Origin of the sequence: Pseudomonas sp. Xaverov 83, assembly GCF_019352905.1 — a bacterium.
Taxonomy (GTDB): domain Bacteria; phylum Pseudomonadota; class Gammaproteobacteria; order Pseudomonadales; family Pseudomonadaceae; genus Aquipseudomonas; species Aquipseudomonas yamanorum.
On the sequence record NZ_JAAAFU010000009.1, the window covers coordinates 29,540 to 43,822 of the forward strand.

The 14,283-nt window shown below is 62.3% G+C and carries 10 protein-coding genes; 3 read left to right on the forward strand and 7 right to left on the reverse strand.

What is annotated here, in order from left to right; translation table 11 throughout:
* Positions 1–145: 145 nt before the first annotated feature.
* The gene (locus K0H47_RS03985; protein ID WP_026077970.1) at positions 146–997 is read right to left on the reverse strand and encodes a glycine betaine ABC transporter substrate-binding protein; all 852 of its coding nucleotides are present in this window, start codon (positions 995–997) and stop codon (positions 146–148) included.
* 330 nt (positions 998–1,327) lie between these two features.
* Between K0H47_RS03985 and K0H47_RS03990 the strand changes: the two genes are divergently transcribed.
* On the forward strand, positions 1,328–2,881 hold the full coding sequence (locus tag K0H47_RS03990; RefSeq protein WP_093210195.1) for a glycosyl hydrolase family 17 protein: 1,554 nt from the start codon (positions 1,328–1,330) through the stop codon (positions 2,879–2,881).
* 88 nt (positions 2,882–2,969) lie between these two features.
* On the opposite strand, the gene K0H47_RS03995 is transcribed toward K0H47_RS03990, so the two are convergent.
* Positions 2,970–3,338 carry a hypothetical protein gene (locus K0H47_RS03995; RefSeq protein ID WP_063028197.1) on the reverse strand — a complete coding sequence of 123 codons (369 nt, stop codon included), beginning with the start codon at positions 3,336–3,338 and terminating at the stop codon, positions 2,970–2,972.
* 236 nt (positions 3,339–3,574) lie between these two features.
* Here K0H47_RS03995 and K0H47_RS04000 point away from each other — a divergent pair, with 236 nt between their 5' ends.
* Together K0H47_RS04000 and K0H47_RS04005 are read left to right on the forward strand one after the other, a co-directional pair.
* Positions 3,575–4,873 (forward strand): serine protein kinase PrkA, encoded by a 1,299-nt coding sequence (locus K0H47_RS04000; protein ID WP_010166231.1) that lies wholly within the window; start codon positions 3,575–3,577, stop codon positions 4,871–4,873.
* Positions 4,866–5,654, forward strand: a complete 789-nt coding sequence (locus tag K0H47_RS04005) for a VacJ family lipoprotein (protein ID WP_003210582.1) — start codon at positions 4,866–4,868, stop codon at positions 5,652–5,654. Before K0H47_RS04000 ends, K0H47_RS04005 begins: the two co-directional genes overlap by 8 nt.
* A gap of 30 nt (positions 5,655–5,684) precedes the next feature.
* On the opposite strand, the gene K0H47_RS04010 is transcribed toward K0H47_RS04005, so the two are convergent.
* From K0H47_RS04010 to K0H47_RS04030, 5 genes are all read right to left on the reverse strand, one after another.
* Positions 5,685–7,676, reverse strand: coding sequence for an FUSC family protein (locus K0H47_RS04010; RefSeq protein WP_177070620.1), 1,992 nt, complete (start codon positions 7,674–7,676; stop codon positions 5,685–5,687).
* A gap of 72 nt (positions 7,677–7,748) precedes the next feature.
* Positions 7,749–8,732, reverse strand: coding sequence for a GlxA family transcriptional regulator (locus tag K0H47_RS04015; RefSeq protein ID WP_063028194.1), 984 nt, complete (start codon positions 8,730–8,732; stop codon positions 7,749–7,751).
* Positions 8,733–8,766: 34 nt separating this feature from the next.
* Entirely contained in the window at positions 8,767–9,672 is a 906-nt protein-coding gene (locus tag K0H47_RS04020) for a DUF808 domain-containing protein (RefSeq protein WP_177025435.1), read from the reverse strand.
* Between the two features lie 67 nt (positions 9,673–9,739).
* On the reverse strand, positions 9,740–11,161 hold the full coding sequence (locus tag K0H47_RS04025) for an efflux transporter outer membrane subunit (protein ID WP_093207573.1): 1,422 nt from the start codon (positions 11,159–11,161) through the stop codon (positions 9,740–9,742).
* On the reverse strand, positions 11,158–14,283 hold the full coding sequence (locus tag K0H47_RS04030) for an efflux RND transporter permease subunit (RefSeq protein ID WP_177025445.1): 3,126 nt from the start codon (positions 14,281–14,283) through the stop codon (positions 11,158–11,160). Before K0H47_RS04030 ends, K0H47_RS04025 begins: the two co-directional genes overlap by 4 nt.

A 14,283-nucleotide genomic window follows, 5' to 3' on the forward strand; every position in this document is an offset into this window, starting at 1 on the left:
AGTGTAGCGAGGGATATTGAAGGCGCAGGAATAATTGGCGGGGCGAAATAATGTGGGAGCCGGGCTTGCCCGCGATGGGATCACCTCGATACATCAGGTGCACCGAGGCGTCTGCATCGCAGGCAAGCCAGCTCCCACAAGGGTCTTATTTAGCAGTCCACTCGGCGACACGCTCAGGGTGCTTGGCCACCCAATCCTTGGCCGCCGCTTCAGGCTTGGCGCCCTCTTGGATCGCCAGCATGACTTCGCCGATTTCATCCTTGGAGGCCCACTGGAATTTCTTCAGGAACGCCGCGACTTCCGGGGCTTTCTTTTCCAGGCCTTTGCTGCCGATGCTGTTGACGGTTTCAGCAGCACCATAAATTCCTTTTGGGTCGTCCAGGAAACGCAGTTTCCACTTGGCGAACATCCAGTGTGGCACCCAACCGGTGACCGCAATGGATTCCTGTTTGTCTTCGGCACGGGTCAGCTCGGCGATCATCGCCGCGCCCGAACTGGCTTGCAGCTTGTAGTCCAGGCCATAGGCCTTGATCGCTTCATCGGTCTTGAGCATCACGCCTGAACCGGCGTCGATACCGACGATCTTGTTCTTGAAGGTGGTATCGGTCTTGAGGTCTTCGATGGATTTGGCTTTCACGTACTCAGGCACGATCAGGCCAATCTTGGCGTCCTTGAAGTTGGGGCCGTAGTCGACCACCTTGTCCTTGTTCTTGGCCCAGTATTCACCGTGGGTCACCGGCAGCCAGGCGGAGAGCATGGCGTCGAGTTTGCCGGTGGCCACGCCTTGCCACATGATCCCGGTGGCGACCGCTTGCAGTTTCACGTCATAACCGAGCTTTTGCTTGATCACTTCTGCCGCCACGTGGGTGGTGGCGACACTGTCCGACCAGCCATCCACATAGCCGATGCTCAGGGTTTTGCTGTCGGCGCTGGCCAGTGTGGAGCTCATCGCAACTACCAGAGTGGCAGCTGCGCCCAAGAGTCGTCGCATCTTCATAGTGCTTCCCCGAAAGTGCTGCGCCCGGCGGATGCCGAGCGACGTCAACCTGTTGTTATGTGGTGCACCGCGCCCCCTTCACGCGCATCAATCACGTGGGTGCCTCGTCAGTGGAGGGCTGACACTTCGATCATCAACCTGCTGCCACAAGCGACCTGCTCTGACTGCGACCTCAGGTAAGCAAGAAACGACATCACATCGCCAGCAGGATGATTTGTAGGATATTCACCGACGATCCCGCCCGAACTTTGCATGTCAAAATTATGCGGCCCCACTGGGACGGCTCAAATCCGGGTAAGATGCGCGCCTTTGCCCCCAGACGGCCTGATCATGCCCGCGACTGCACGTTTCCCGCTCCTGCCCTATTTATTTGCCCTGATCCTCGGTGTGCTGGCCCTCGGCGGCTATTGGTACGGCCTTGGCCAACCGGTGGTGCTGCCGGACGTGGCCAGCGCCAGCCACAAGCTGCAATGTGCGTCCTACACGCCCTTCGACAAAGACCAATCGCCGTTCGACCAGCCGTTCAAACTGCGCCCCGAGCGCATGGACGCCGACCTGGCGTTGCTGGCCACCCGTTTCGAATGCATCCGCACCTACTCCCAGACCGGCCTTGAAGACTTGCCGGCACTGGCGCGCAAACACGGCCTGAAGCTGATGAGCGGCGCATGGGTCAGCAGTGATCCGGTGGCCACCGCCAAGGAAGTCGAGGCACTGATCGCTTCGGCCAATGCCAACCCCGACGTCGTCACCTCGGTGATCGTCGGCAACGAAACCCTGCTGCGCAAGGAAGTCACCGCCGGGCAGTTGGTCAAGCTGATCCATCACGTCAAGGACCATATCAAGCAACCGGTCACCTACGCCGATGTGTGGGAGTTCTGGCTGCAACACCCGGAAATCGCCCCGGCCGTGGACTTCCTGACCATCCACCTGCTGCCTTACTGGGAAGATGACCCGTCGGGCATCGACCAGGCGCTCAAGCACGTGGGCGATGTGCGCCAGACCTTCGGCAACAAGTTCGCCCCCAAGGACGTGATGATCGGCGAGACCGGCTGGCCGAGCGAAGGCCGTCAGCGGGAAACCGCAGTGCCGAGCCGGGTCAACGAAGCCAAGTTCATGCGCGGGTTCGTGGCCATGGCTGAAGCCAATGGCTGGCACTACAACCTGATCGAAGCGTTTGACCAGCCGTGGAAACGCGCCAGCGAAGGTGCTGTGGGTGGTTACTGGGGTCTGTTCGATGCGGATCGCCAGGACAAGGGCGTTCTCGCCGGCCCGGTGACCAATGTGCCGTACTGGCCGGTTTGGCTGGGGGTTGGCGGGATTATCCTGCTGGGTACGCTGCTGTTGGGCGGCCGCGTACGCACCACCCGTGCTGCGTTGGTGTTGCCGTTGCTCGGTGCCGTCGCTGCCTGCTCAATCGGCACCTGGGGCGAATTGAACCGGGTCACAGCGCGCTTCACCGATGAGTGGGTGTGGGCTGGATTGCTGGTGGCCTTGAACCTTGCGGTACTGGCTCACGCCGCCCTGGCGTTGAGTGCACGAGAAGGTTGGCGTGAACGCGCCTTCAACTGGATCGAGCAACGCGCTGGCTGGCTGGTGGCAATCGCCGGGTTCGCCGGTGCGGTCATGATGCTGGCGCTGGTGTTTGACCCGCGTTATCGCAGCTTCCCGAGTGCCGCGCTGGTATTGCCGGCGCTGGTGTACCTGGTGCGTCCGGTGAGCGGGCTGCGGCGGGAGATTGCATTGCTGGCGTTCATCATCGGTGCCGGTATTGCGCCGCAGTTGTTCCGTGAAGGGCTGATGAACCAACAGGCGTGGGGTTGGGCAGTGGTGAGCCTGCTCATGGTTGTAGCGTTGTGGCGATGCTTGCGGGTGCGCAAGGCTTAAGACCGCTATCGCAGGCAAGCCAGCTCCCACATTTGGATCTGTGAACACGGTCAAATGTGGGAGCTGGCTTGCCTGCGATGGGGCCCTGTCAGGCTGCCCGAGGCGCCCTGACCAACCGCAACCCCGCAATCACCACCGCAAACACCGCAAAGGTCGTGTTGTACAACGCCAACGCCGGAAACCCGAACACCAGCGCCAACACCGCCAACCCCCACCCGGCTCGGCCCGGCACAAAAAACGCCAGCACCGACGTGATCAACGCCGCCCAGCCCAGCACCTTGAAGTGAATCATCAGCCCCAGGTTGGAACGCACCTGGCATTCCCAGCGGCTGGCCTCGTCAGCACAAATGCCCACCCAGCGGCCGTCCTCCATGAATCCGTAACGCGCGCCATAACTGGCGGCCAGCCAAAGCGGCAGGGCAATAAGCAACAGAATCAGCGGAAAACGGCGGGACATGAGGCACTCCGATAGACGAAAACGGCGCCCAGCTTAATCCCCCGGCAGCCGTTGGCAAGGCTTGGAAACAGATAAGTATTCATTAGTGCGTGCCAAAGTGTATCGTCTGGCTACTATTACCCCGATTCCGACGTTTTTTCCGACTTTTCGTGCCGAAGGCTGGCACTTCGGCAGCAACGCGGTGGTCATAGCCTGCGAACTCCACTTCAGCACGTTTTCCTCTTAGGGATTTAGTCATGCTCCGTTCCTTGCGCTGTGCGGCCCTGTTGGGCAGCCTTTTTCTGAGTGCGTCAGCACTGGCGGTCGATATCGACCAGGCCAGCTATGGCTACCCTTTGACCAACCCATTTGAAGCGACCATCGCGACCACCCCGCCGAACCTGCGGCCGGAACTGCCGTCCGACGATGAAATCAATCAGTCCGACTACACCCTGACGATGCGCCCCGAGCGTGAATTCAGCCTTCCCGACAATTTCTGGGCAGTGAAGAAACTCACCTACCGCATCGCCAAGCAAGACCGCGCCGCACCGCTGATCTTCCTGATCGCCGGCACCGGCGCACGCTTTGACAGCACCATCAACGAATACCTGAAAAAGCTGTACTACAAGGCCGGTTACCACGTCGTCCAGCTGTCGTCCCCCACCAGCTTCGACTTCATCGCCGCCGCCTCGCGCTTCGCCACGCCCGGCATCAGCCAGGAAGACGCCGAAGACATGTACCGCGTGATGCAGGCCGTACGTGCGCAAAACCCGACGCTGCCCGTGACCGACTTCTACCTCACCGGCTACAGCCTCGGCGCCCTCGACGCAGCCTTTGTCAGCAAGCTGGACGAAACCCGTCGCAGCTTCAACTTCAAGAAAGTCCTGCTGCTGAACCCGCCGGTCAACCTCTATACCTCGATCACCAACCTCGACAAGCTGGTGCAGACCGAAGTGAAGGGCATCAACAACAGCACCACCTTCTATGAACTGGTGTTGAACAAGCTGACCCGCTACTTCCAGCAAAAGGGCTACATCGACCTCAACGATGCACTGCTCTACGACTTCCAGAACTCCAAGGAACACCTGACCAACGAACAGATGGCGATGCTGATCGGCACTTCGTTCCGCTTCTCGGCGGCCGACATTGCCTTCACCTCGGACCTGATCAACCGCCGCGGCCTGATCATCCCGCCCAAGTACCCGATCAGCGAAGGCACCAGCCTCACCCCGTTCCTCAAGCGTGCGCTGCAGTGCGACTTCGACTGCTACCTCACCGAACAGGTGATCCCGATGTGGCGTGCCCGTTCCGACGGTGGCAGCCTGTTGCAACTGGTTGACCAGGTCAGCCTGTATGCCCTCAAGGACTACCTGCACGACAGCCCGAAAATCGCCGTCATGCACAACGCCGACGACGTGATCCTGGGCCCGGGCGACCTTGGCTTCCTGCGTAAAACCTTCGGCGATCGCTTGACCGTCTACCCCCTGGGCGGCCATTGCGGCAACCTCAATTACCGCGTCAACGCCGACGCCATGCTGGAGTTCTTCCGTGGCTAAATATCTTCTGCTGCTCGCCGCCCTGATGTGCGCGGGCGTGGCCAATGCCGACAACAGCAAGGCCCACACGCCGACTGTAGTGGACTCCGACGGCTTCAAGGAGCCACTGAGCCATCTCAAGTTCAACCCCGGCCTGGACCAGCGTGAGTTCGAGCGTTCGTCGGTCAACGCCCTGAATGTCTACGACCCGCTGGAGTCGTGGAACCGTAGGGTGTACCACTTCAACTACCGCTTCGACCAGTGGGTGTTCTTGCCGGTGGTGGACGGTTACCGTTATGTCACCCCAAGCTTCCTGCGCACCGGCGTCAGCAACTTCTTCAACAACCTGGGGGATGTGCCCAACCTGTTGAACAGCCTGCTGCAGCTCAAGGGCCACCGTTCCCTGGAAACCACCGGGCGTCTGCTGCTCAACACCACCATCGGCATCGCCGGTCTGTGGGACCCGGCCACCGCCATGGGCCTGCCGCGCCAGAGCGAAGACTTCGGCCAGACCCTGGGCTTCTACGGTGTACCGGGCGGCGCCTACCTGGTGCTGCCGCTCTTCGGCCCCTCCAACCTGCGGGATACCACCGGCCTGCTGGTGGACTACGGCGCCGAGACCGAGATCAACTTCCTGAACGTGTCCAAGGTCAGCGAAAACCACCCGGAAATCTGGGCCCTGCGTGCTGTCGACAAGCGCTACCAGACCAGCTTCCGCTACGGCCAGATGAACTCGCCGTTCGAATATGAAAAGGTGCGCTACGTGTACACCGAGGCGCGCAAGTTGCAGATCGCCGAGTAATCCCCCCTGTAGGCGCTGGCTTGCCAGCGCCTACATCCCCCGCCGACACCACTTCCGCCACGTAAACCGCAATTGCAGCACGGCCGCCCTGGCCATATCCCGGTCCTGCCCAGCCAGCACCGAAGGCTGCTCAAGGGCTTCAAGCATCGCAACGCTGGCCGCATCCATCAGTGACTCATTCGCCACGCTCGGTCCACCCTCCTCCAGCGCCGTCTCCAACGCCCGCAAATAGCGATCGCGTTCAATCGCCAACGCGCCCCGGCTGCCCGCCAGGCAGGCACGCAATTCCAGCAACTCATCCCCCAGGTCCAGCCCGAGCAATCCATTGTCCCAATGGGCACGGCGATCAGCAGGCAAGGTTTCGCTGTAGCGCGACAAGCGAATCAGCCGGTCCGCCATGCGCCCGCCAAACCAGCTTTCAGCCTGCTCCAAGGGACGGGAAGTCAATTGCGCCAGGTCGAACAACGACGCCTTGAACATCCGCCGATAGTGATGCTCACCGGGATTGAGCTGGATCAGCCGAAACACCAGTACGGCGATCCCGACCCCCACCAACGTCGCAATGGCCTTGTTGAGGAAGGCGGCGAAGTCGTAGGTCATCACATTGCTGGGCCCGACGTTGTTGACGAAAAAGATGCAGAACGCTGAAGCCGTCGCCGCCAGTTTGAGGCGGCTCATGCACAGCGAAGCGAAAAACAGCGGCACGCCCAACGCCAGGCATAACAAGGGAAAGCCATCGAAGCCGGGCAACAGCACGAAGCACACAAACCCCGCCACCGGGATCGAAAGCGCAATGCCCTTGAGGAAATTCAGGCTTGAGGCCGACGGGTTTTCCCGTGCCGCAAACAGGCTCAGCACCACACCACAAATCGACACCGCGCCCAACCCCGAAGGCCATGCCGTAAAGATCCAGAACGCCGCCACCGCCAGGAACGCCAAGGCACTGCGCAACCCACCGAGCACGCCCTGCTCAATATCCCGGTGCCAGGACATCGCCCCCGGCGCGCCGGGCGGCACCCTGCCTTCTTCGACCGCGACCAGCGTCAATCCCCCCAGCTCAATCAAACGCAGTACTCGAGCCAGTTGCATCAGGCAAAAGTGCGCCTCCTGGCCAAGATGCGAATCCTGCAAGACCAGGCCAAGCCGTTGCGCCAGCTCGGGCAGGTCATCGAGACGCTCCTGCTGCAACGCACCCGCCACCTCTTCAATCAGTGGCACCACCGCTGCCGTCTCATCGAGCATCATCCGCTGGCGCGCCACACCTCGCGCCGCCCGCAGCAGGCTGAGCAGGTCACGGCTGAGCACGCGCAAGGCCTGGGAGCGGCGTCGGCCCTTGGGCCCTTCAAACCAGGCGTGGTCGCGCTGGCTGTCCACCGCCACCAGGCGGCTCAACGCTTCGAGCAACCCTTTACGCTGATCATTGCCCAACAGCTCCGAAGCCGCGGCGCGCACCCCGGCCTGCCACGCGGCCCGCGCTTGAACCGCCAACACCTGCTCCACCCGGCGGGGCCATAAAATCGTGCTGGCGATGGAGGCGCAAAGGATCCCCAGGCTAATCTCCTGACAGCGTGCCACCGCCTCATCGAACACCCCCAGAGGTGCTGCGGTAGCCGGCAACGCGATAATCGCCGTGGTGTAACCCGCCAGTACAAAACCATAGGACGCGTGATTGCGCAGCAGCGAAGCCCCGGTGGTACAGAACGCCAGCCACAGCGCCATGCACAGCAGAAACAACAGCGGTGCCTGGCCAAACACGCCGATCATCGCGATGGAGACCATGGCCCCGACAAACGTGCCTACCAGCCGATACGCGCCTTTGGCCAAGACCATGCCGCTGGTGGACTGGCCAACGATAAACACCGTGGTCAAAGCCCATTGAGGCTGCTGCAAGTCAAAACAGAAGGCCAGGTACAACGCGACCCCGCCGGCGATCATGTTGCGCAAGGCAAACAGCAGATCGTTGCGGGACGGGGCCAGCGTCGCTTGCCAGAAATCAGGGAGCTGAAAGGTGGAAGATTTCATGGAACCCGCATATAGATAGCAAGCTAATGATTAGCATCGTATCTATATTTTTTGCGAATGCCAATGTCGCGGTTATTTGACCAACCGCTTTTCCTTGGACGGCCTGTAGCCAAAGTAGGCGCTGTAGCACTTGCTGAAATGGCTTGGTGAGACAAACCCGCAAGCCACCAGCACATCCACCTGGGACAGCTCGGTGTGTTGAAGCAGCCGGCGAGCCTCGGTAATGCGCAGTTCCAGGTAATAACGCTGAGGTGTGGTGCCCAGTTGCTCCTTGAACAAGCGCTCCAACTGGCGCCGGGAACGGCCCGCATAGACGGCCAGTTGCTCAAGTTCCAGAGGCTCTTCGAGGTTGGCGTCCATCAGGTTGACCACCTCGCGCAACGGCGCGCTCAAGCAGACGTTCTCAGTCGGTTTCACCCGCCGGTAGCGCGACTCCTCAAACGCCAGGATGTCCTCGATCCCCTCCACCAACGCTTTACCGTACAGCCCCTTGATCCAGTCCAGCGCCATATGAAACGCCCCGGACGGACTCGATGCCGTCAACCGGTCGCGGTCAATCACATACGGCTCGCTGCTGACCTGGGTCGCCTTGCAGAACTCGGCCAAGGCCGGGCGATGTTCCGGATGCACGGCGCATCGGTAGCCCCCCAGTAAACCCGCACGCCCGAGGAACCAAGCACCATTCCACAAACCGGCGAGGTTCACCCCCTGCTCCGCAGCGCTTCTCAGCAGATGGATGAATTCGTCGCAGGCCTTCAGTTCGGTGCGATAGCCACCACAAATCACCAGCAGGTCCAACTCTTTAAGCACCGAAGACTCAAGCCGCGCATCGGGCCGGATCACCAACCCCAGGTCGCTGGTCACCTCGCCTTCCTGCAAGCCGAAGGTCGAGGTAGAAAACGACGCGGGCCGCAGCAGGTTCGCGGTGATCAGCGTATCCAGCGCCTGGGTAAACGCCGGCAGCGAGAAATGTTCGAGCAACACAAATCCCGCACGCACCGTCTGACGGGCCTCGCCGGGACTTTCATTCAGGTAACGGAGGTTCTTGCCTTTCATGCCCCCGCTGAACTGCCGTCGCTCGATCAATTGCCTACGCCCTCGCCCGCTTCCAGAGGTTACCCACCACGCTGACCACCGCCAACACCACGGCCCCGGCAATGATCCCCGCTACCGCATTGAGCAACGTCGGCATCAACCACGCCAGCCCGCCGGTGCTCTGGCTCACCGTCTCGATCCAGTGATGCACCACCGGCACACCGTGGGTCAGGATCCCGCCGCCGACCATGAACATCGCCGCCGTGCCGATCACCGACAGGCTTTTCATCATGTACGGCGCCGCCCGCAAGATCGCCCCGCCAATGCTGCGCGCCGCCTGGCCGGGCTTCTGGGTGAGCCACAGGCCCAGATCATCAAGTTTGACGATACCCGCCACCAGGCCGTAGACGCCGATGGTCATGACGATGGCGATACCCGACAACACGATCACTTGCTGCATCAGCGGCGCATCGGCCACGGTGCCGAGGGTGATGGCGATGATTTCGGCAGATAGGATGAAATCGGTACGGATCGCGCCCTTGATCTTGTCCTTCTCGAAGGCCACCAGGTCAGTGGCCGGATCCGACACGGCTTCCACCAGGTGCGCCTGTTCTTCGGTGCGCTTGTGGAAGAAGCTATGGGCGAGCTTTTCGAAACCTTCAAAACACAAATAAGCGCCGCCCAGCATCAACAACGGCGTCACCGCCCACGGCGCAAACGCGCTGATCAGCAAGGCAGCCGGCACCAGGATCAGCTTGTTGACGAAGGAGCCCTTGGCCACCGCCCACACCACCGGGATCTCCCGCTCGGCGCGCACCCCGGAGACTTGCTGGGCATTCAGCGCCAGGTCATCCCCCAACACGCCGGCGGTTTTCTTCGCAGCCATCTTGGTCATCAACGCCACATCGTCGAGCACCGCAGCGATGTCGTCGATCAATACCAGCAAACTGCTTCCTGCCATGGCTCAGGCTTCCCGTGATTCAAAGTGCGCCGAGAATAACGCGGCGCACACCGGGTTAGCGAGCCGTTCAGTGCTGAGGGGTTTGCCAACCACCGCCCAGGCTCTGGATCAGCGCCACACTGCCCTGGCTGAGCTGGCCCTGGGTGTCGCGAAGATTCTGCTCGGCTTGCAGCAACACCAGTTGCTGGGTCAGCACGGCTTCCTGGCTGACGGTGCCGGCGCGCAGCTGCGCCTCCTGGCTGCCGAACAGTTGCTGGTTGCGCTGGTAGACCTGCTGGAAGGCGTCGGCCTGGGTTTGCAGGTGGTTGATTGCCGAGAGGTTATCTTCGACGTTCTGCAAGGCACTGAGCACGGTGCCCCGGTAATTGGCGGCGATCTGGTCGTAGCTGGCCTCGGCCTGCTTGACCGCCGCTTCACGGGCGCCGCCGTCAAACAGGGTTTCCGCCAGGGCCGGGCCCAGGGTCCAGATGCGATTGGGCAGCGAGAATAGCCCGCCAAGGGCACTGCCCCGATAGCCGGCTTCAGCGGTGAGGTCCAGGGTCGGGAAGAATGCGGCTTCAGCCACGCCAATTTTCGCGTTGGCCGCCGCCGCCGAGCGCTCCGCCGCGACCACATCGGGACGCCGTTGCAGCAGGGTCGATGGCAAGGTCAAAGGGGGGCGCGGCAGGACGAAGCTGTAGTCATCCCGCACAGCCACGGCAAACTCGCTCGGCGCCACGCCCACCAGCACGGCCAGCGCATGTTCGTACTGCTCGCGGTCACGCAGCGAGGTCTGTAGATCGGCGATCGAGGTGGTCAACTGGTCTTGGGCCACCAGCAACTGGTCGTTGGTGGCGACGCCCTGGGTGAACTGCACCTGAATCATGTCCAGCAGTTGCTGATTGATCTTCTGCTGTTGTTGCAACAGGCGCACGTCGATATCCATCTGCCGCAGGGCCAGGTAGTTGCTGGCGACGCTGGAACTGATGGACAACCGCACCCCGGCCAGCAATGCGTCGGACTGCTGGGCGGTGGCCTGGCTGGACTCGATCCCGCGCCGCACCAGGCCCCACAGGTCCGGCTCCCAACTGGCGGTCAAGGTCGCGCTGACACTGTTTGAGACCCCGCCCGTCGTGGTACCGGTAGTCGACGTACCGCTGCCGCTGCCTGTCGACCCCCGCGAACCCGACAATCCTACGCCGACGGTCGGCCACAACCCTGCACGACTGGACGCCACCTGCGCCTGGGCCAAACGATAAGCGGCCTCCGCCGCGATGATCGACTGGTTGGCCTTGGCCGAGCGCGCCACCAGGTCGTTCAACACTGGGTCCTGATAGGCCAGCCACCACTGACTGTCCATCGCCCCCTGGGGATTCGACGCCGCACGCTGCCACTGCGCGCCTTCCTTGAATGACTGCGGCAGCTCCATGGCGGGCTTCTGGTAATCGGGCCCGACCATGCAGCCGCCGAGCAGCAGGCTGATGCAAAGCACGCTGTATTTCACATTCATAACCTTGCTTCCTTACGCCGACCCAGGCGCTGTGACGCCCGGTCGAGCCACAGGTAGATCACCGGGGTGGTGTACAGCGTCAGCACCTGGCTGAACAGCAGGCCACCAATAATCGAAATCCCCAACGGCCGGCGCAGCTCCGAACCGTAGCCGGTGCCCAGCACCAGCGGCAGCGCGCCAAGAATCGCCGCCAGGGTAGTCATCATGATCGGCCGAAAACGGATCAGGCAGGCCCGGCGAATCGCTTCCTTGGCCGTGAGGCCGAACTCCCGCCGCTCGGTGATCGCGAAGTCGATCATCATGATCGCGTTCTTCTTCACGATACCAATCAACAGAATCACCCCCACCAGCGCAATGATCGACAGCTCGGTGCCGGTCAGCAGCAAGGCAATCAGCGCACCGACACCGGCCGAGGGCAAGGTCGAGAGGATGGTCAGCGGGTGCATCAGGTTTTCGTAGAGGATGCCCAGCACGATATACACCGAGAGCAACGCGGCGACGATCAGCAACGGTTCGCTGGCCACCGACGACTGGAACACCTGGGCCGTACCGGCAAACTGGCCCACCACACTGGCGGGCATGCGCAGCTGCTTCACCGCGTCGTCCACCATTGCCGTGGCCTGGCCGATGGACGTGCCGGGGGCCAGGTTGAACGAGACCGTCACCGCCGGGAACGTGCCCTGGTGACTGATGGAAATCGCCGTGCGCGCCACCGTGTTGTCCGCCAGGGCCGACAGCGGCACCAGGGTCTGTTGAGTGGTCAGGTTGGGCGCTGCCGTGGTGCCCTTGGTGGCCGTGGCCTGGGTGCCCGTCGGCACGTAAATACCTTTGAGCGCTGAAGGGTCGGTCCAGTATTCCGGGGCGATTTCCATCACCACGTGGTATTGGTTGGCCGCGCGATACAGGGTGGCGACCTGGCGCTGGCCAAAGGCGTCGTACAGCGCCTGGTCGACCGCCGAGATACTCACCCCGAGGCGCGCCGCCGTGTCGCGATTGATCTGCACATTGGCCAGCAGGCTGTTGTCCTGCTGGTCGGTATTGAGGTCGGTCAGTTGCGGCAACTTGTGCAGCACCTCCACCACCTTGGGCACCCATTCGTCCAGGGATTCCTGGTCATCGGCGGTCAGGGTGTACTGGTATTGCGCGCCACTTTGCCGACCACCTACGGTGATGTCCTGGGCCGATTGCAAATACAGCTTGGTGCCCGGCAGGTCGCCAAGGCTGCGCCGGATCTGCCCGATCACCTCGGTGGCGTTGTCCTTGCGGTCGCCCAGGGGCTTGAGCAAGACAAACATCTGCGCGCTGTTGACCGCCCCGCCGCCGCCTCCGCCACCCCCGACAAAGCCAGCCACGGTTTCGATGTTCGGGTTCTTCATCACCTTGCGGTTGATCTCGGTGAAGTCCTTCTGCATTGCCCCGTAGGAAATGCTCTGGTTCGCCAGGATGCTGCCTTGCAAGCGTCCGGTGTCTTCCTGGGGAAAGAAGCCCTTGGGCACCAGCACGTACAGCACGCCAGCGAGGACGATCACCAGCACCGTGACAAAGCCCATCAGCACCGTATGGTCGATCACCCAGCCGAGGGTGCGATCGTAGAAGCGGTGAAAGCGCGAATCCGGGTGTTCGTTGCCTTGGTGAATCTCCTTCGGCGCCCGCAGCAGCACACTGGCGAGCATCGGCGTAACGGTCAGGGAGATCAGCATCGAGATCACGATGGCCACCGACAACGACACCGAAAACTCACGGAACAGCCGCCCGACAATCCCGCCCATCAGCAGCAGCGGAATAAACACCGCCACCAGGGACACGCTGATGGTCAGTACCGTAAAGCCGACTTCACGGGCCCCTTCCAGCGCGGCCTCCACCCGGGTCTTGCCGCGCTCCAGGTGGCGCATGATGTTTTCCACCACCACGATGGCATCGTCCACCACGAAGCCGGTGGAAATGGTCAGCGCCATGAGGGACAGGTTGTTCAGGCTGTAGCCGAGGAAGTACATCGCGCCGAAGGTGCCAAGCAACGACAGCGGTACCACGATCGCCGGCACCAGGGTGCTGCGCCAGTCGCGGAAGAAACCGAACGTCACCAGGGTCACCAGCAGGATCGACACCAGCAAGGTCACTTCCACGTCGTGCAACGAGGCACGAATGGTGGTGGTGCGGTCCATCAGCAGGCTGAGCTTGATCGTCGCCGGAATCGAGCTCTGCAAAAAAGGCAGCGAGGCTTTCACCGCGTCCACCGTTTCGATCACGTTGGCCCCCGGCTGCTTGAACACCACCAGCAACACCGCCGGCTTGCCGTTGGACAGGCCGAAGTTGCGCAGGTCCTGCACGTCTTCGCGCACGTAGCCCAGGTCGGAGATATGGATCAGGTCGCCGTTGTGGGCCTTGACCACCAGTGGCCCATAGTCCTTTTCATCGAGCAACTGGTCGTTCGCCGCAATCCCGTAGTTACGGTCGCCGATGGCCACGTTGCCCTTGGGCAGGTTGACGTTGGAGGCGTTGATCACCTGGCGCACCTGCTCCAGGCTGACGCCGTACTGGTTGAGCCGGTCGGGGTTCAATTCCACCCGCACCGCCGGCAGCGCGCCGCCGCCCACCGTCACGTCACCGACGCCGGTGGTCTGCAACAACTTCTGCTCCAGCAGGGTCGAGGCCACGTCATACATCTGCCCCGGCGTGGCGCTGTCGGAGGTCAGGCTGATGATCAGGATCGGCGAGTCGGCCGGGTTGACCTTGCGGTACGTCGGGTTGCCCGACAGGTCACTGGGCAGGTTGCTGCGGGCGGCGTTGATCGCGGCCTGCACGTCCCGGGCGGCGCCGTCGATGTCGCGGTTCAGGTCGAACTGCAAGATGATCCGCGCCGAGCCGAGGCTGCTGGACGAGGTCATCTGCGTGACCCCGGCGATCTGCCCGAACTGCCGCTCCAGGGGCGTGGCCACCGAACTGGCAACCGTGGTGGGATCGGCACCGGGCAACGAGGCGCTGACGCTGATGGTGGGGAAATCCACCTCCGGCAGCGGCGCCACCGGCAACAGCATAAAGGCCAGCGCGCCAAACAACGCGAGGCCGGCCGCCATCAAGGTGGTTGCAATCGGGCGGCGAACAAACGGCGCGCTGAGGTTCAT